Annotated in this window: 19 protein-coding genes and 3 pseudogenes; 17 read left to right on the plus strand and 5 right to left on the minus strand. The window is 69.1% G+C overall.

The features are described from left to right. Nucleotides 1-80: 80 nt before the first annotated feature. Both AC2W7C_RS03255 and AC2W7C_RS03260 read left to right on the plus strand, forming a co-directional pair. Nucleotides 81-320 (plus strand): annotated as a pseudogene (locus AC2W7C_RS03255) (transglycosylase SLT domain-containing protein); the annotation flags it as partial. A gap of 76 nt (nucleotides 321-396) precedes the next feature. Beyond that, nucleotides 397-654 carry a hypothetical protein gene (locus tag AC2W7C_RS03260; RefSeq protein ID WP_486000172.1) on the plus strand — a complete coding sequence of 86 codons (258 nt, stop codon included), beginning with the start codon at nucleotides 397-399 and terminating at the stop codon, nucleotides 652-654. A gap of 373 nt (nucleotides 655-1,027) precedes the next feature. Here the strand turns inward: AC2W7C_RS03260 and AC2W7C_RS03265 are convergent, their stop codons facing one another. After that, the gene (locus AC2W7C_RS03265) at nucleotides 1,028-1,687 is read right to left on the minus strand and encodes a glutathione S-transferase (RefSeq protein ID WP_486000154.1); all 660 of its coding nucleotides are present in this window, start codon (nucleotides 1,685-1,687) and stop codon (nucleotides 1,028-1,030) included. Between the two features lie 13 nt (nucleotides 1,688-1,700). After that, nucleotides 1,701-3,059 carry a Gfo/Idh/MocA family protein gene (locus AC2W7C_RS03270; RefSeq protein ID WP_486000155.1) on the minus strand — a complete coding sequence of 453 codons (1,359 nt, stop codon included), beginning with the start codon at nucleotides 3,057-3,059 and terminating at the stop codon, nucleotides 1,701-1,703. A 105-nt stretch (nucleotides 3,060-3,164) separates the two neighbouring features. Here AC2W7C_RS03270 and purB point away from each other — a divergent pair, with 105 nt between their 5' ends. From purB to AC2W7C_RS03285, 3 genes are all read left to right on the plus strand, one after another. Next, a complete protein-coding gene (gene purB / locus AC2W7C_RS03275; RefSeq protein WP_486000156.1) occupies nucleotides 3,165-4,466 on the plus strand; it encodes an adenylosuccinate lyase in 1,302 nt (433 codons plus the stop codon). Nucleotides 4,467-4,553: 87 nt separating this feature from the next. Beyond that, nucleotides 4,554-5,192: a 2OG-Fe(II) oxygenase family protein gene (locus AC2W7C_RS03280; protein WP_486000157.1), complete on the plus strand. Its 639-nt coding sequence runs from the start codon at nucleotides 4,554-4,556 to the stop codon at nucleotides 5,190-5,192. Continuing rightward, nucleotides 5,179-5,727: a DNA-deoxyinosine glycosylase gene (locus AC2W7C_RS03285; RefSeq protein WP_486000158.1), complete on the plus strand. Its 549-nt coding sequence runs from the start codon at nucleotides 5,179-5,181 to the stop codon at nucleotides 5,725-5,727. Before AC2W7C_RS03280 ends, AC2W7C_RS03285 begins: the two co-directional genes overlap by 14 nt. Nucleotides 5,728-5,789: 62 nt before the next feature. Here the strand turns inward: AC2W7C_RS03285 and AC2W7C_RS03290 are convergent, their stop codons facing one another. Beyond that, nucleotides 5,790-6,113: a DUF1476 domain-containing protein gene (locus tag AC2W7C_RS03290; RefSeq protein ID WP_486000159.1), complete on the minus strand. Its 324-nt coding sequence runs from the start codon at nucleotides 6,111-6,113 to the stop codon at nucleotides 5,790-5,792. A 273-nt stretch (nucleotides 6,114-6,386) separates the two neighbouring features. On the opposite strand from AC2W7C_RS03290, the gene purC reads away from it, so the two are divergent. From purC to AC2W7C_RS03305, 3 genes are read left to right on the plus strand one after another with little or no spacing between them, the layout of a single operon-like run. Then, nucleotides 6,387-7,145, plus strand: a complete 759-nt coding sequence (gene purC, locus AC2W7C_RS03295) for a phosphoribosylaminoimidazolesuccinocarboxamide synthase (RefSeq protein WP_486000160.1) — start codon at nucleotides 6,387-6,389, stop codon at nucleotides 7,143-7,145. Then, nucleotides 7,145-7,381 carry a phosphoribosylformylglycinamidine synthase subunit PurS gene (gene purS, locus AC2W7C_RS03300; RefSeq protein ID WP_486000161.1) on the plus strand — a complete coding sequence of 79 codons (237 nt, stop codon included), beginning with the start codon at nucleotides 7,145-7,147 and terminating at the stop codon, nucleotides 7,379-7,381. The genes purC and purS overlap by 1 nt, the downstream gene beginning before the upstream one ends. Further along, nucleotides 7,378-7,509 (plus strand): hypothetical protein, encoded by a 132-nt coding sequence (locus AC2W7C_RS03305; RefSeq protein WP_486000162.1) that lies wholly within the window; start codon nucleotides 7,378-7,380, stop codon nucleotides 7,507-7,509. Before purS ends, AC2W7C_RS03305 begins: the two co-directional genes overlap by 4 nt. Here the strand turns inward: AC2W7C_RS03305 and AC2W7C_RS03310 are convergent. Continuing rightward, on the minus strand, nucleotides 7,506-8,264 hold the full coding sequence (locus AC2W7C_RS03310) for an aspartyl/asparaginyl beta-hydroxylase domain-containing protein (RefSeq protein ID WP_486000163.1): 759 nt from the start codon (nucleotides 8,262-8,264) through the stop codon (nucleotides 7,506-7,508). The two genes, AC2W7C_RS03305 and AC2W7C_RS03310, sit on opposite strands and share 4 nt — an antisense overlap. Beyond that, nucleotides 8,264-8,908, minus strand: coding sequence for an N-acyl amino acid synthase FeeM domain-containing protein (locus AC2W7C_RS03315; RefSeq protein WP_486000164.1), 645 nt, complete (start codon nucleotides 8,906-8,908; stop codon nucleotides 8,264-8,266). The genes AC2W7C_RS03310 and AC2W7C_RS03315 overlap by 1 nt, the downstream gene beginning before the upstream one ends. 331 nt (nucleotides 8,909-9,239) lie before the next feature. On the opposite strand from AC2W7C_RS03315, the pseudogene AC2W7C_RS03320 reads away from it, so the two are divergent. The 9 genes and pseudogenes from AC2W7C_RS03320 to AC2W7C_RS03360 all read left to right on the plus strand — a co-directional run. After that, a pseudogene (locus tag AC2W7C_RS03320) lies at nucleotides 9,240-9,542 on the plus strand (YbhB/YbcL family Raf kinase inhibitor-like protein); the annotation flags it as partial. A 2-nt stretch (nucleotides 9,543-9,544) separates the two neighbouring features. Then, nucleotides 9,545-10,054 carry a hypothetical protein gene (locus tag AC2W7C_RS03325; protein ID WP_486000165.1) on the plus strand — a complete coding sequence of 170 codons (510 nt, stop codon included), beginning with the start codon at nucleotides 9,545-9,547 and terminating at the stop codon, nucleotides 10,052-10,054. 122 nt (nucleotides 10,055-10,176) lie between these two features. After that, nucleotides 10,177-11,415, plus strand: coding sequence for an MFS transporter (locus AC2W7C_RS03330; RefSeq protein ID WP_486000166.1), 1,239 nt, complete (start codon nucleotides 10,177-10,179; stop codon nucleotides 11,413-11,415). Between the two features lie 56 nt (nucleotides 11,416-11,471). Then, on the plus strand, nucleotides 11,472-12,182 hold the full coding sequence (locus AC2W7C_RS03335) for an HD domain-containing protein (protein WP_486000167.1): 711 nt from the start codon (nucleotides 11,472-11,474) through the stop codon (nucleotides 12,180-12,182). Between the two features lie 54 nt (nucleotides 12,183-12,236). Then, nucleotides 12,237-12,898: pseudogene (gene purQ, locus AC2W7C_RS03340) on the plus strand (phosphoribosylformylglycinamidine synthase subunit PurQ). Between the two features lie 59 nt (nucleotides 12,899-12,957). Then, entirely contained in the window at nucleotides 12,958-13,755 is a 798-nt protein-coding gene (locus tag AC2W7C_RS03345; protein ID WP_486000168.1) for a hypothetical protein, read from the plus strand. Between the two features lie 39 nt (nucleotides 13,756-13,794). Continuing rightward, entirely contained in the window at nucleotides 13,795-16,005 is a 2,211-nt protein-coding gene (gene purL, locus AC2W7C_RS03350; protein ID WP_486000169.1) for a phosphoribosylformylglycinamidine synthase subunit PurL, read from the plus strand. A 17-nt stretch (nucleotides 16,006-16,022) separates the two neighbouring features. Further along, on the plus strand, nucleotides 16,023-16,466 hold the full coding sequence (locus tag AC2W7C_RS03355; protein WP_486000170.1) for a DUF305 domain-containing protein: 444 nt from the start codon (nucleotides 16,023-16,025) through the stop codon (nucleotides 16,464-16,466). Between the two features lie 44 nt (nucleotides 16,467-16,510). Continuing rightward, a partial coding sequence (locus AC2W7C_RS03360; RefSeq protein ID WP_486000171.1) for a cytochrome P450 occupies nucleotides 16,511-17,146 on the plus strand: 636 nt, incomplete at its 3' end.

Below are 17,146 nucleotides of genomic sequence, written 5' to 3' on the forward strand. Positions count from 1 at the left end.
GGGCCGGGCGCTGGGGCCGCGGGTCACCGGCTCCGGACGGCGACGCGCGCCGGGTCGACGCCAACCGGTATCCGCAGCCGGTGATCGAGCCCGAGGGCGGCTTCGTCATCGAGCGGTCGCTGGTCTATGCGATCGCCCGCAAGGAGACCGACTTCAACGCCCGCGCGCGGTCGGGAGCGGGCGCCTACGGACTGATGCAGGTGATGCCGACCACAGCGGCGGAGCTGTCCGGCGACCGCGGTTTCGTCAGCGATCCCGAGCGGCTGTTCAATCCCAACGTCAACGCCCGTCTGGGCCAGGCCTATGTGGGCCGCGTGCTGGCCCTGCCCGAGATCAACGGCGACCTGCTGCGCGTGGCCGCCTCGTACAACGCCGGCCGGCCCGATGATGGCGGCGGTGCGCAAGCTGGGGCCGGAGGCGGACCCGCTGCTGTTGATCGAGACGATCGACGTGCCCCAGGCCCGCGACTACGTGGAGAAGGTGGTCGCCGCCTACTGGATCTACCAGCGGATGAACGGCCGGCCGCTGAACACTCTGGACGCCCTGGCGGGCGGGGCGACGCGGATTTCGCTGAGCCTGGACTATGTTCCGCCGCCCCCGCCGCAGCCCGCGCAGCCGCTGGAAGTGGCGGCGGTGCAGCCGACGGGCGGCTAGGGTTTCCAGATCTGATCGACATTCAGACTCCGATGGACGCACGACCTGTCATGGCCGGGCTTGTCCCGGCCATCCATAGACACCGTTGCACCGAGGCTGGCGCGATACGAATCTTCGTCCGCCGGCGGGCATGGATGGCCGGGACAAGCCCGGCCATGACGAAGTTTAGAGTATCGACTGAACCTAGAGCCCCGCCAACAGCAGAGCCGGAAGACAGCAGGCGACGACGATCAGCAGCCCGTAGACCATCAGGCTGGGGCGGCGGGCGGCGGGCTGTTGGACCGGCATGGACATGGCTGACCTCGAACGCGGCTGCGTTCCATCAGGCTCCACACATAGCGCCGTTGTCTTAAGGCCGCGTTGGAACGCGCGGTTAACGCAGAGCTTCCGCCGTCCACTCCAGGAAGTCGGGCTGGGCCAGCAGGGCGTCGCAATAGGCCTGGGCCGAGCCGTCGTCGCCGTGGGCGGCGAGGTCGACCTGGTAGTGGCGGAAACGGGCGGCCACCGGGGTGAAGAAGGCGTCCGGGATCGACCATTCGCCGAACAGGTAGGGGCCACCCTGGCCGAAGCGGGCGCGCATCTCGCGGAAGATCTGGACCAGGCGGCGGATGTCGGCCAGCGTCGCCTCGCCGGTCGGCGGCGAGGCCCGATCCGGGCCGACCATGGTGTGGATCACGCCGGCGTCGTCCGGCCCCATGCCGCACTCCGAGCGCAGCCCCATGAACGACGAGTGCATCTCGCAGGCGACCGAACGCGCCAGCCAGCGGGCCTTGGCGTCCGAGGGCCACAGCTTCACGTGCGGATAGCGTTCGGCGCACCAGACCGAGATGGCCATGGAATCCCAGATCGTCTCGCCGTCCACAATCAGGGCCGGGACCTTGCCCGAGGGCGAGACGGCGGCGACGGCCTCCTTGTAGCCCGGCCCGTAGAGCGGGACCTCGCGCAGGGTGAACTCGGCGCCGCAGCGCTTGAGCACCAGCCAGGGTCGCAGCGACCAGGTCGAAAAGGCGATGTTTCCGACGATCAGTTCCATGGCCGGGTCTCTCTCAGTAGCGGTCGTCGAAGGCGAAGATCGGGGTCCGGTCGCGCCAGGCCCCCTCGGTGAAGTCGGGGAAGTCGATGGTGCGATTCCCCTCGGCGATCGAGGCCTCGGACAGGGGCGTGACCGCGCTCCAGGTGACGGCGTCGTAGATGTCGATCGGCATGGGCGCGCCGGCCTTCAGCGCCTCCACGAAGGCGTGGATGACGAAGAAGTCCATGCCGCCGTGGCCCGCGCCCTCGGCCTTGGCCGCGTGCGCCTTCCAGAGCGGATGATCGTAGCGGTCCAGCCAGGCCTGGGCCTCCTCCCAGCGGTGGGGCTGCGGGCTTTCGCCTTCGACGTAGATGGACCTGTTGAGGTCCATCCAGAGGCCCTTCTCGCCCTGGACGCGGAAGCCCAGCGAATAGGGGCGCGGCAGGTTGGTGTCGTGGCTGAGCATGACGGTCTCGCCGTTCTCGCAGCCGATCATGGTCTGGACGACGTCGCCCAGGCGGAAGCTCACGCGGGCGTTGGGATGGGCCGCGCCGCCTTGGGCGACGACGTGGTTGTGCAGGCCGCGCGCCTTGGAGGCGTAGCTGGTCAGGCGGGTGAAACGGTTGCCGCGGTTGACGTTCGCCCACATGGCGCAGGGGCCGATCCCATGGCTGGGATAGAGGTCGCCGTTGCGGTCGACCGAATGCTGGGTGCGCCAGCGGGCCTCGGACCAGCCGCGTTCGCCGAACTCCGCCCCGCCGCCGTAGGCTTGGCCGGGTACGCCGGCGTTGAACTTCACCTCCCGCAGGTCGTGCTGATAGCCGCCTTCCAGGTGGATCATCTCTCCGAAGACGTCCTGACGAACCATGTTCAGCACCGCCATCACGTCGCGGCGAAAACAGACGTTCTCCAGCAGCATGTAGGGCGTACCGGTCTGCTGCTGGGCGCGCAGCACGCGCCAGTGGTCGTCCAACGTGATCCCGGCCACGACTTCGCAGGCGACGGGGACGCGAGCGTTCATGGCCGCGATGGCCATGGGGGCGTGCAGTTCCCAGGGGGTGGCGATGAGCACGCCGTCCAGATCGGCCGAGGCCAGCATTTCGCGCCAGGCCTCGTTGGAGCCTGTGTAGAGCCGTGGCTGAGGTTTGCCGGCGTCTGTGAACTGCTTCAACGCCTCGTTCAGGGTGAAGGCGTCGATGTCGGCCAAGCTCACGACCTCGACATCGTCGCGGCGGACCAGCTCGCGCAGCAGGACCCGCCCGCGCATGCCGACGCCGATCATGCCCAGGCGCAGGCGGTCGGAGGCCTGACGCGCCCGCGCCCCGGCCACGCCGGGCAGGGTCAGGGCGGCGCTTCCGGCGGCGGAGGCGGCGAGCAGGTCGCGGCGGTTCATCGAAGGTCTCCACGGGTTCGAAACGGGGCGGACCAGAACCGAAATCGCCGCGCCGGACAAGGCGCCGGTTGACTCGCGCGGCCATGCGACCGACACGACGCGCCCATGATCACGCGCTATTCCCGCCCCGACGCCGTCGCCATCTGGTCGCAGGAGACCAAGTACAAGATCTGGTTCGAGATCGAGGCTCACGCCGCCACCAAGATGGCCGAGCTGGGGGTGATCCCGGCCGAGGCCGCCGAGGCGATCTGGGCCAAGGGCCAGGATGCGACCTTCGACGCCGACCGGATCGACGAGATCGAACGCACCACCAAGCACGACGTCATCGCCTTCCTGACCCATGTGGCCGAGATCGTCGGGGAGGAGGCCCGGTTCCTGCACCAGGGGATGACCTCGTCGGACGTGCTGGACACCTGTTTCGCGGTGCAGTTGGCGCGGTCGGCGGACCTGCTGATCGACGGGGTGGACCGGGTGCTGGCGGCGCTGGAGACGCGCGCGAAGGAGCACAAATTCACGCCGTGCGTGGGCCGCAGCCACGGCATTCACGCCGAGCCGGTGACGTTCGGCCTGAAGCTGGCCGGCTATCACGCCGAGTTCCAGCGGGCCAAGCGCCGGCTGCTGACGGCCAAGGAAGAGATCGCGACCTGCGCCATCTCGGGCGCGGTGGGCACCTTCGCCAACGTCGATCCGGCGGTGGAGGCCTATGTGGCCGAGAAGATGCGCCTGCAGGTCGAGCCGGTCTCGACCCAGGTGATCCCGCGCGACCGGCACGCCGCCTTCTTCGCGGCCCTGGGCGTCGTCGCCTCGTCGGTCGAGCGGCTGGCGGTGGAGATCCGCCATCTGCAGCGCACCGAGGTGCTGGAGGCCGAGGAGTTCTTCGACAAGGGCCAGAAGGGCTCGTCGGCGATGCCGCACAAGCGCAACCCGATCCTGACCGAGAACCTGACCGGCCTGGCCCGGCTGGTGCGTTCGGCGGTGACGCCGGCGATGGAGAACGTCGCCCTCTGGCACGAACGGGACATCAGCCATTCCTCGGTGGAGCGCGGCATCGGGCCGGACGCGACGATCCACCTGGACTTCGCCCTGCACCGCTTGGCGAACGTGGTCGAGCGGCTGAACATCTATCCCGAGAACATGCAGAAGAACCTCGATCTGCTGGGCGGCCTGGTCCACTCCCAGCGGGTGATGCTGGCCCTGACGCAGGCGGGCGTGTCGCGCGAGGACGCCTATGCGGCGGTGCAGTCGAACGCGATGAGGGTCTGGCGCGGCGAGGGCCGGTTCATCGACTTCCTGAAGGCCGACGAGCGGGTCACCCTATCGGACGCCGAACTGGAGGCCCTGTTCGACCTGGGCTACCACACCAAGCACGTGGACACGGTGTTCGCACGGGTGTTCGGGACGCATTGATGACCACGTCGATCCGGATCAATCCCGACCTGGACGTCGCGCGGCGCGGCGGCGTACCGGCGCGACGGATGGGTCCAGATCGCCGACGTGCTGGAGCCGGCCTCGGCCGAGCATCTGGCGGCGATGCTGGAGAACCGCATCGAATGGGACCTGGCCTTCGAGGGCGAGGACGGCCGCCCCGTCGTCCTGTCCCGCCAGGACGTCGCCGCCCTGGGCGGGGAAGCGCTGCAACAACGGCTGCGGGCCATGATGACCAAGGCGGGCGCCGGCTACGGCTTTCTGTACCTGGCCTATCCGCTGATCACGGCCTATCTGACCGGCCGCGACCCGGGGCATCCGATCCATGCGCTGACCGAGTTCCTGAACGACGCCTTCGTCAAGCTGGGCGTCGCCGTCACCGGGCGCCAGGACATCGTCAAGGCGGACGGCCAGCTGACCCGCTACCGGCCCGGCGACTTCATCGGCCTGCACAACGACGTCGGATCCGAGGCCAGCGACCGGCTGGTGGCCTACACCCTGGGCCTGACCCGGGCCTGGCGCGCCGATTGGGGCGGCCAGCTGCTGTTCCACGACGACGCGGGCGACGTGATCCGCGGCCACGCGCCGCGCTGGAACACGCTCACCCTATTCGAGGTCCCGCAATACCATTCCGTCGCGCCGGTGGCCGCCTACGCCCAGGGGCCGCGGCTGTCGGTGGTGGGCTGGATGAGAAATGCCGGGCGCTGAGGCGCCTGCCGCCAAGACCGCCTTCGCTCCCGTAGTCGATACGAACACTCGGCTGCTGATCCTGGGCAGCCTGCCGGGCGACGCCTCGCTGAAGGCCGGGCAGTACTACGGCCATCCGCGCAACGCGTTCTGGCGGCTGGTCGGAGGCGTGGTCGGGCGGGACGACCTGGCCGCCCTGCCCTATCCTGAACGGCTGGCGGCCCTGAAGGCCGCCGGGATCGGGCTGTGGGACGTCATCTCTCGCGCCGAACGGAAGGGCAGTCTGGACGCGGACATCCGCAACGCCGAGGCGGCCGACCTGCGCCGCCTGGTCGCCGGACTGCCGGACCTGCGCGCCGTCGCCTTCAACGGAGGGACGGCGGCCCGAATCGGCCGGCGATCTCTGGCGGGCGTGGAGGCGTCCGGCTGGTCGACCTGCCGTCGTCCAGCCCGGCGCACGCGGCGCGCAGCTTCGCCGACAAGGCGCAGGCGTGGTCGGTGCTGGCGGTGGCGCTACGCGACGATTGATCCTTCGTCCTGGCCTTCGCCGGGATGACGAAAGAAAAAAGGCCGCCCCATCGCTGGAGCGGCCTGGGTTCGGATCCCGAAGACCGGAGCCTATTCGCCGTTGCGGATCTGCTCGCGGGCGATCGAGGCCAGCTCGTCCATCTTGCGGCGGATTTCGCCTTCCGAGACGCTGATGCCGGCGCCCTCGAAGTCCTGGGCGATCTTGCGGAAGACGTCTTCCTCGCCCGGCTGCTCGAAGTCGGCGCGGACGACGGCCGAGGCGTATTGGTCGGCGCTTTCGGCCGACAGGCCCATCTTCTCGGCGGCCCAGAGGCCCAACAGCTTGTTGCGGCGGGCGACGGCCTTGAATTCCTGTTCCTGATCGAGGGCGAACTTGGACTCGAAGCCCTTTTCCCGATCGTCGAAGGTGGTCATGGGCGTCGCAAGGCTCCGTAAGCGGCCGAACCGGGCCGCGGGTCGAGGTGGTCTATAGCCCCCCGCCAGCCGAACGCAACCGGAACTCTACAGGTTGCGGCGGAGTGTCCTGCGCCGTGTCCTCAATGCCGTGGTTTGTGTCCGGACCCGGGTTCCGCTAAGGAGTGCCCGATCAATTTTCCCCGCCCGCCCGATTCCGGATCGCGCCGCCCAGATCATCGATCTGGCCGCGCGATTTTCGTTTTTCCGGCGGCGCGATCCGGACCGGAACGCATGAACGTCAAGCGCAAGAAGCTGTACGAGGGCAAGGCCAAGATCCTGTACGAAGGACCCGAGCCCGGCACGCTGATCCAGTACTTCAAGGACGACGCCACCGCCTTCAACGGCGAAAAGAAGGCCCAGCTGGAAGGCAAGGGCGTCATCAACAACCAGATCAGCGAATTCATCATGTCGCGCCTGAACGGCATCGGCGTGACGAACCACTTCATCAAGCGCCTGAACCTGCGCGAACAGCTGATCCGCGAAGTCGAGATCATCCCGCTGGAGGTGGTCTGCCGCAACGTGGTGGCCGGCTCGATGAGCCAGCGCCTGGGCATCGAGGAAGGCACCCCCCTGCCCCGCTCGATCATCGAGTTCTACCTGAAGAAGGACGAGCTCAACGACCCGATGGTCACCGAAGAGCACATCACCGCCTTCAACTGGGCCTCGACCCAGGAGTTGGACGACATCCTGGCCATGACCGTGCGGGTCAACGACTACCTGTCGGGCATGTTCGGCGCCGTCGGCATCCAGCTGGTGGACTTCAAGATCGAGTTCGGCCGCATCTGGGAGAACGACTTCGCCCGGGTGATCCTGGCCGACGAGATCAGCCCGGACAGCTGTCGCCTGTGGGACACCACCACCGGCGAGAAGCTGGACAAGGACCGGTTCCGCCGCGACCTGGGCAATGTCATCGAAAGCTACACCGAGGTGGCCCGCCGCCTCGGCATCATGAAGGGCATGCCGACCGTGATCCAAGGGGGACTGCACTGATGGCCAAGGTCAAGGTTCACGTCTTCCTGAAGCCGGGCGTGCTGGACGTGCAAGGCAAGGCCGTCGAAGGCGCCCTGCACGGTCTGGGCTGGGCCGGGGTGTCGGAGGCCCGCGTGGGCAAGCTGATCGAGTTCGACCTGGACGGCGCCGCCGATCCGGCCGCCGAGGCCAGGAAGATGTGCGAGACGCTGCTCGCCAACACGGTGATTGAAAGCTACCGCATCGAGGTGGCGTGAACCGGATCGGCAAGCTGCTGGTCGCCCTGTTCGTGCTGGCCGCCTGCCTGGTGTTCGCCGGCGCGCTGGCGGGCGGGCTGATGGACGACAGCGCCTTCACCCAGGCGGCCAAGGACGCGGCGCACTAGGCCGCCGGCGCCGTTCGTAGCCTGCGACGTTTCGCGCGCCAATTGTCGTAGTTCTGCTTCGCCTCGCGCACATAGGGCGATCGGCTGATGAGGCCGATCACGAGTTCGTTCAACAGCGAGACCGGGAACGGCAGGGGCCTGACGAAGTCCACGAAGAGGACGACCCGGATGTCTTCGGTGTCATTGCCCGCGCTATGGACGTAGCTGTCGTCGAACACGAGGCTCTTGCCCGCCTCCCAGTGACGCCGTTCGCCCCCGACATCCAGCCAGGCGCCTTCGGGCTGTCGGGGCAGGACTAGTCCGAGATGGTAGCGGAGAACGCCTTTGTAGGGGCCGCGATGAGGCGGAATCTGTTTTCCCGGCTCCAGGATGGAAAAGAAGGCCGTGGTCATGCGCGGAATCTTGAGCACGGCCTCCCAGGTCCTGGGACAGGCCCGGCAGTTGTCGGGAAAATCGACGCCGTAGCCCCGAAAGAAGAAGGTCTTCCAGCGGCCGTCGTTGGTGAGCTTCTCCTGGTCCGTCGAGATCACCTCGAAGCCCGGCACCTCGTCCAGATCGGCCAGCAGCGCCGCCAACTCACGAGCGATGTCCGGATAGGCGGCCTCGACCTGAGCCGTCCATGGAAACTGGGCCGGATCGAAGAAGCAGCGGTCGCCCACCGGCGAGGTGCGGGCGATCAGGCTTTCGATGTGGCGGATCACGCCGCCGGCCATCTGCAAGGTCCTGGGCGGGGCGACCACGTCGGTTTGCGTCATCAGCTTTCTCCGTGAGGATCCAGGACGGCTTTCAGCGCCGCGTCCACGACAGGGTGATCCGTTTCGTCCAACAGGAAGCGGCGCTCGCCGCGGGCTTCCAGCCCGGCGACCAGGTCCTGCGTGTCCTGGATATACAGGGACAGCGGATGCCGCCGTCCGGGATAGGCCCGCGCCTCGCAGGCCAGGCGCCCGCCGAACACATGCCGGTAGAACCGGCCATGGGTCCCCCGGGCCGTCGCGATCATCTTGGAGGGCGCCAAGCGGCGGGCGATGTGGATCGACGCGGACAGCAGCCTGTAGGCCGCATCGATCCGGTCCCTGGACCGCGTCGATCGCGCGCAGAAGCCGCTGGAGTCCACGACGTAGAAGCCGCGCTCCAGCTCTGGGGCGAGCACGTCCGGGAAGACGTGGTGGGCCGGCGAGGTTCTCAGACCCCCGGCGAGAACATGGATCCGCATCACCGCCAGCAGGGCGTCGTCGTCCACGATCCCGACGATGGCGCAGTTCGGACTCGCGTCGAAGCCCTCGTCGATATCCAGGGTGTCCTGGTCGAGATTGCCCGACCCCTCGAACAGATCCCGACGGAATCGGGCGGTGCGGCGAATCCCGTCTTCGGTGGCGAAATGAACGAGCTTCTGCGACACAGCCCTTCCTGGTGAAACGCCCCGCCCGCATGCGCGGCGAGCGCGAAACCGTAGCGCATTTCCGTCCCAGGGCCAGACATCGCGCGGGGAAGCCTTACAGGGCGCGACGACACGCCGTCCGATGCGTTAGGCTGGCCGGACGCGAACGTTCGGAGCCCCGCCATGACCTTCACCCTGACCTCGAACGACATCACCGACGGCGGCGTGCTGCCCGACGCGCAGGTGCAGGCCGGGGGAAACACGTCGCCCCACCTGAGATGGTCGGCGCGCCGAGGGGACGAAGAGCTACGCCGTCACCTGCTACGATCCGGACGCGCCGACCGGCTCGGGCTTCTGGCATTGGACGGTCGCCAACATTCCCGCGAACGTGACCGAGTTGGCGACGGGCGCGTCGCCGCAGGGACTGCCGCCCGGCGCGGTGGAGGGGCGCACGGACTACGGCCCCCCGGGATTCGGCGGGGCCGCCCCGCCACCGGGGCACGGACCGCATCGCTACATCTTCACGGTGTTCGCGGTGGACGTGGAGCGGCTGGAGGTGACCCCGGACAACTCGGGCGCGGTGTTCGGCTTCAACCTGCACTTCCATACCCTGGCCAAGGCGTCGATCACGGCGACCTACGAGAACAGGGGCTGACCGTGGCTAGGGCGCGCAAACCATCGGGGGCGCTGCGTCCCGGAGACGTCCTGACGCCGTCGCCGCTGTACCGGGTCATTCCGCTCGGCGTGCTTTCGCTGGCCAGCTACGGCCTGATGGCCCTCGCCCTGGCGGCGCCCGTGCTGGGGCTGCTGAAGGATCCGGACCTGGTTCTGTCGTCGTTCGACGCCGAGGGGTTGAAGGTCTGGGCGATCTGCATCGCCGCATGGCTGGGGCTGCTCGCCCTGAACCTGGGCGTCGGCGCCGTGATGTCGCGTCGACGGATCGAGGTCGGGACCGGCTACGTCACGGTCAGGAACGCCCTGGGCGGTGAGAAGCGCCTGGAGGCCCGCGAGGTGGCGGAGGTGCGAACGGTCTACTCCGTCGCCGGGCTGATGCAGGGGACGATCCGGGTCAAGTACCGAGACGGCTCGCACGCTTCGCTGGACGGGTCGGGATTCGACTCCAACGATCTGGGGCGGGTGGCGGCGTACGTCGGAAAGCCCCGGTAGGCGCCCCGGAAAGAGCCGAACACAAAGCGTGATCGTCGGACCGCGGCGGGGACGGTTGATCGACAGGCGGAAAGGGCCATGTTGCAGCGCAATAAGTCCGCCTCCCCTCATCCGGACCGCCTATGACTTCCGCCGACGCGGCGCCCTGCGTGGACGCCGACAGCCTCGAATCGCTCCCGACCCCGCCCAGGACGATGAGCAGGGGCGCGATCGCCCTGGTGCTGACCGCCCTGGGCATGGGCGGCTTCGCCATCGGGGTGACCGAGTTCGCCGCGATGAGCGTGCTGCCCGAGTTCGCCCGCGGCCTGGGCGTGGATGAACCGACCGCCGGCCACGCCATCAGCGCCTATGCGGCGGGCGTGGTGGTGGGCGCGCCGGTCCTGGCGGTGCTGGGCGCGCGGACGCCGCGCTGGCTGCTGCTGATCGGCTTCATGGCCCTGTTCGCCATCGGCAACGCCCTGAGCGCCCTGTCGCCGACGTTCGAGTGGATGCTGGTCTTCCGCTTCCTGAGCGGCCTGCCGCACGGGGCCTATTTCGGCGTCGCCGCCCTGGTCGCCGCCTCCCTGGTTCCGCTGAAGTACCGGACGCGGGCGGTGTCCACGATCCTGCTGGGTCTGACCATCGCCACGGTGATCGGCGTGCCGGTCGCCAATGTGGTGAGCCATGCGTTCGGCTGGCGCTGGACCTTCGCCATCGTCAGCGCCTTGGCGGTGCTGACCATGATCCTGGCGGCCCTGTTCGCGCCGCGCGATCCGCCACACGCGGACGCCAGCCCCTGGCGGGAGCTGGGCGCGCTGAAATCCTCCCAGGTCTGGTTGACGCTGGGCGTAGGCGCGATCGGGTTTGGCGGCATCTTCGCGGTCTACGCCTACCTGGCCTCGACGCTGACGGCGGTGACGGGCGTGGGCCCCGGCGTCCTGCCCTGGGTGTTCGCCGTGTTCGGCCTGGGGCTGATGACCGGCAATCTGGTCGGCGCCTGGGCGGCCGACCGGTTCGGCTTCAAGGCGGCGGGCGGGCTGCTGCTGTGGACCGCGGCGGCGCTGGCGCTCTATCCGCTGGCCGCCGGGCATCTGTGGGCCGTGCTGCCGGTGGTGTTCCTGGTCGGCGGCGGCGGCGGACTGGGCTCGATCCTGCAGACCCGGCTGATGGACGTGGCGGGCGACGCCCAGACCCTGGCGGCGGCCCTCAACCATTCGGCTTTCAACACCGCCAACGCGGTCGGTCCGCTGCTGGGCGGGATGGCGGTGGCCGCCGGCTTCGGCTGGACCTCGACGGGTTGGGTCGGCGTGGGGCTGACGCTGGGCGGCTTCGCGGTCTGGGTCGTGGCGTGGCTGTCGCAACGGCGCCGCGTGGAAACCTAGACACTTCCCAACGCCCGGCGCCTCGGGGATCATGGCCGTCCGAACGGAGGCGCGCCATGAAGACTCTCGTCCTGCCGGTTCTGGGCTGCGCCTTGCTTACGACCGCGCCGGCCGTCGCGCAGGACGCCGCCGCCCCGATGTCCGAGGCCGTCGCGACGGCTGCGGGAATTCCACTGAACAGCCCCTGGCGCGCGGCGGTCTATGAACAGGCCCGGGCTCATTTCCAGCACCCGGGATGGGGCTGGCGACATTCCGAGCGCAACTACCTGCTGGCGATCCGGATCGCCCAAGCCGAAGACTTGGCGGTCGATCCCGACGTGCTGTTCGCCGCGGCCATGCTGCACGACTGGGGTGGGATCGAGCCGTTCCGCCAGGAGGGCGTTCAGCACGAGCCGCGCTCGGCCGAGTTGGCCGAGCCGTTCCTGCGCGAGGCGGGCTTTCCGATGGAGAAGTTCCCGGCCGTCCGCGCCGCCATCCTGGGACACAGCTTCTGGCTGGAGCCGGACGCCTCGGCCGAAGCGATCGCCCTGCACGATGCGGACGCTCTGGACTTCCTGGGCGCGCTCGGCGCCGCGCGACTGCTGGCCTCGACCGGCGACGCGGCCGACTACGACCGAGCGCTGAGCCAGATCGAACGGTTCGCGCGCGAAATACCCGGCCAGCTGAAGACGGAGACGGCCCGCCGGATGGCGGAGCCGAAGGTGGAGGCGATGACCACCTTCCTCGCCGAACTGCGGCGTGAGGTTCCGGAGGGCGCCAGGCCGTAGGGGCTCACGCTCCGCCCCTGACATTCGCCACGAACCCTGCTAAACGCCCGCGCCATGAGCGCAGCCGTCATCGTCTTCCCCGGTTCCAACTGCGATCGCGACTGCAAGGTCGCCGTCGAACGCTCGACCGCGAGACGGTCCAGATGGTCTGGCACCAGGAGACCGAACTGCCCCAGGGCCTGGACCTGATCGTCCTGCCGGGCGGGTTCTCGTACGGCGACTACCTGCGCTGCGGCGCGATGGCGGCCCAGTCGCCCGTCATGCAGGCAGTGAAGAAGGCCGCCGACGACGGCGTGGCGGTGGTCGGCATCTGCAACGGCTTCCAGATCCTGTGCGAAGCCGGAATGCTGCCCGGCGCCCTGCTGCGCAACTCCGGCCTCAAATATGTCTGCAAACCCATCAGCCTGACGGTCGCCAACGGCCAGACGCGCTTCACCTCGGGTTACCAGGGCCAGCGCGAGGTCGTCATGACCCAGGGCAACGGCGACGGAAACTACTTCGCCGACGAAGAGACGCTGAAGCGGATCGAGGGCGAGGGTCAGGTCGTGTTCCGCTACGTCGACAATCCCAACGGCTCGGTCGCCGACATCGCCGGCATCCAGAACGCGCGCGGCAATGTGCTGGGCATGATGCCCCACCCGGACCGCGCCTTCGAGGCCGAGCTGGGTTCGGCCGACGGCGCGATCCTGTTCCAGAGCGTCTACAACGCGGCGTAGCGCCAGGCCGCCACGCACCAACGGGTGAACCGAATCGCCTCGCGGCGCGTAGTCAGGTCATGGCTTCGATCGTCCGCCCCACTCCGGCCCAGATGACCCGCCGGCTTGTCGTCCTGATCTCGGCCGTCTTCGCGGTCGTCGTCGCCCAGGCCCAGATCCTGCTCGGCTGGGGTCAGAGCCCCGAGGCGTTCGCCGCCGACAGCGACGCTACGCTGAAGGTGGCCGGCTTCGCGTTCTCGATCTGGGGTGTGATCTATCTGGGCTTGCTGGTCTATGCGGTGCGGCAGGTGCTGCCGGCGACGGGCGAGAGCGCGCTGCTGAGCCGCCTGGGCTGGCCGTCGGTCGCGGCGTTGGCGGGCATCGGTTTGTGGATCGTGGCGGCGGCCCTGGACTGGGAGACCGCCACGATCGTGCTGATCTTCGGCGCCTTGCTGGCGCTGCTGATCCCGCTTCTGGCGTCGGCGGGCGAGATCCGCGCGCTTTCCCGGAGAGACCTCGAGCGCTGGACGGTGGTCTGGCCCCTGGCCCTGCTGGCCGGCTGGCTGAGCATCGCCGCGCCCGTCAACCTGCTGACCGTGCTGACCGGAAACGGCGCCCTGCCCGCGGCGCTTTCGCCCACGGCCTGGGCGGTCGCAGCGGTGCTGATCGTCGCGGCGATGGCGCTTGGGCGTGACCTGGTGCTGCGGACCCCCGCCTTCGCCCTGCCGGTCGCCTGGGGCCTGCTGGGCGTCTTTACGGCGGAGCAGGAGCGCAACGGGGTGCTGGCCGGCGCGGCCATCGTCGCGGGAGCGGGGCTGCTGATCGGCGCCGCGGTGCTGACCTTCCGTCTGCGTCCGCCCGTCGAACGACCGGCCTGACCTTACCTTCCGCGCCGAGTCCGGCTATGAGGCCCGGCCATGAGCGCTCCCCAGAAGACCATGGCCGAACTGGCCGCCGAATACGGCCTGGCCCCCAACGAATATCAGGTCGTCCTGGACCGGCTGGGACGCGAGCCCAACCAGGTCGAACTGGGCGTCTTCTCGGTGATGTGGTCCGAGCACTGCTCGTACAAATCCTCCAAGATCCACCTGGGCAAGTTCCCGACCAAGGGCCCGCGCGTGATCTGCGGACCGGGCGAGAACGCCGGGGTCATCGACATCGACGACGGCGACGCCTGCATCTTCAAGATGGAGAGCCACAACCACCCCAGCTTCATCGAGCCCTACCAGGGCGCGGCGACCGGCGTGGGCGGCATCATGCGCGACGTCTTCACCATGGGCGCCCGGCCCGTGGCCCTGTTGAACGCCCTGCGCTTCGGCGACCCGTCGCACGAGAAGACCAAGCGGCTGGTCTCGGGCGTGGTCTCGGGCATCGGCGGCTACGGCAACTGCGTCGGCGTGCCGACCGTGGCGGGCGAGACGAACTTCCACGCCGGCTACAATGGCAACATCCTGGTCAACGCCATGTGCGTCGGTCTGGCCAAGGCCGACAGCATCTTCTACTCCGCCGCCCCCGCCGCCGGGTTCAGCGTGGTCTATTTCGGCTCCAAGACCGGCCGCGACGGCATCCACGGCGCGACGATGGCCAGCGCGGAGTTCGACGAGGATTCCGACGAGAAGCGCCCGACCGTGCAGGTCGGCGATCCCTTCGCCGAAAAGCTGCTGATCGAGGCGACGCTGGAGCTGATGGCTTCGGGCGCCGTGGCCGCGATCCAGGACATGGGCGCCGCGGGCCTGACCAGCTCTTCGGTCGAGATGGCCGGCAAGGGCGGCGTCGGCATCGAGCTGAACATGGACACCGTGCCCCAGCGCGAAACCGGCATGACGGCCTATGAGATGATGCTCTCGGAAAGCCAGGAGCGGATGCTGGCGGTGCTGAAGCCGGGCCGCGAGGAAGACGGCCACCGCATCTTCAAGAAATGGGGCCTGGACGCCGCCGTCATCGGCGTGACCACCGACACCGGCCGGCTGGTGCTGAAGCACCACGGCGAGATCGTCTGCGACGTGCCGCTGGCGCCGCTGTTCGACGATGCGCCGATGTACGACCGGCCCTGGGTCCAGCCCGAGCTTCAGCCGCGGCTCGACCCCAAGGAGGTCCCGGCCCCGGAGAGCTGGGTCGACGCGGTGATCAAGGTCGTCACCTGCCCCGACATGGCCTCCAAGCGCTGGATCTGGGAGCAGTACGACCGCCATGTGATGGCCGACACCCTGCACGATTCAGCCACCGGCGCAGACGCGGGCGTGGTGCGCGTGCATGGGACCGACAAGGGCCTGGCGGTGACCTCGGACTGCACGCCGCGCTACGTGCAGAACGATCCCTACGAGGGCGGCAAACAGTGCGTGGCCGAGGCCTGGCGCAACCTGACCGCCGTCGGCAGCCGCCCGATCGCCATCACGGACAACCTGAACTTCGGCAACCCGCAGAGGCCCGAGATCATGGGCCAGATCGTGCGCGCCATCGACGGCATGGCCGAGGCCTGCCGCGAGCTGGACTTCCCTGTCGTGAGCGGCAACGTCTCGCTGTACAACGAGACCAACGGCGCGGCGATCCCGCCGACCCCGACGGTGGGCGCCGTCGGCCTGCTGCCCAACTACGACACGGTGACCGGCTTCGGCGGAATGGCCGAGGGCGACGTGCTGGTGCTGATCGGCGAGACCCACGGCGAGCTGGGCGCCTCGATCTATCTGCGTGAGGTGCTGGGCCGCGAAGACGGCGCGCCGCCGCCGGTGGACCTGAAGCTGGAGCGCAAGACGGGCGACTTCGTGCGCGGCCTGATCGAGGCGGGCGAACTGACCGTGGTGCACGACCTGTCGGACGGCGGCCTGATCGGCGCTGCGGCGGACATCGCCCTGGCCTCGGACGTCGGCGTCGAGCTGGACGCCACCTCGGCGTCGCATGCTCACGTCCTGCTGTTTGGCGAGGACCAGGCGCGCTATCTGACGGCGGTGACCGATGCGGCCGATCTGATCGCCAAGGCCCAGGCCGCCGGCCTGCACGCCTCGGTGGTCGGCCGCGCCAAGGGCCGCGACTTCGCCTCGACCGGACCCAAGGGCGAGCTGTTCCGCCTGCCGCTGGATCACCTGCGCGAGATGCACGAAGGCTGGATGCCGAACTGGCTGGCGACCTGATTCCCTAGGAGGCTCCGATGCGCTTCGCTCCCGTCCTGGCGTTCCTGCTTCTGGCCTTGGCGCCGGTCCTGGGGTCCTGCGACGGCGGCGGCGACCCGGTGCAGCAGGCGCTGCGCGACACCGCCACGGCGAACCATGCGGCGATCGTCAAGGAGACGGCCGAGGTCGAGGGCGGGCACGGCGGACACGCGCCGGCCTCCGGACCGACGGCGGCTGATCGGGCCTTCGCGGCGTCGGAGAGCGAGATGCACCGGCTGATGGCCGAAGCGTCCGGCGAGACGATCGACCAGGCCTACATCGCCAAGATGATCGCCCACCACCAGGGCGCGGTCGCCATGGCCGAGGTGGCGCTGAAGGACTCGCGCGACCCCGAGATCCGCCGCATGGCCCAGGCTGTGATCGACGCCCAGACCCGCGAGATCGCCGAGATGCGGGCCTGGAAACCGGCTGCGGCCGAGTGAGGCGCCGCCTTTTCCCGGTCGCGATCGGGGCCTAGCTTTCCGTCATGGCTGACGGCTCCCAGACCTTCCGGCCCTGGACCCCGCCCCGGCGCGATCATCCGCTGGGGTTCGTGGAGTTCCTGTGGGTGGGCTGGCGCGATCCCCTGCTGATGTGGTCAGAGCGCCACTTCCGCGAGCCCCAGCTGTACGGCAAGGGGCCGCTGGGCGCGATGATGGTGGTCAGCCACCCGGAGGGCGTGCGCCACGTCCTGACCGAGAACGCCGTCAACTACGAGAAGGGCGCCCTGCAGCGGCGGGTGTTGGGTCCCATGCTGGCCGACGGCCTGCTGCTGACCGAAGGCGAGGTCTGGCGTCGCGCCCGAAGGATCATGGCTCCCCTGTTCACCCCCGCCCGCACCCAGACCCTGGCGGCGCGCATGGCGGAGGTCTGCGAGCGCCGGGTCGCCGGCTGGGGCCTGCAGCATGGCGCGCGGGTGCTGAACATCGACAGCGAGATGTCAGGGCTGACGTTCGACATCCTGTCGGCGACCCTGTTCTCGGATGAGTTGGACGGCGACGCGGAAGGCTTCGAGCGGGCGCTGAACCGCTATCTGGCCGTCGGGGCGCGGATCGATCCGGCTGGACGTCCCTGGCGCGCCCGCCTGGGTGCCCTCGCCTGGGCCGCGCGGCCAGCGGCGGCT

It is taken from the genome of Brevundimonas sp. CURTG3B2_SDJG, from assembly GCF_057364705.1.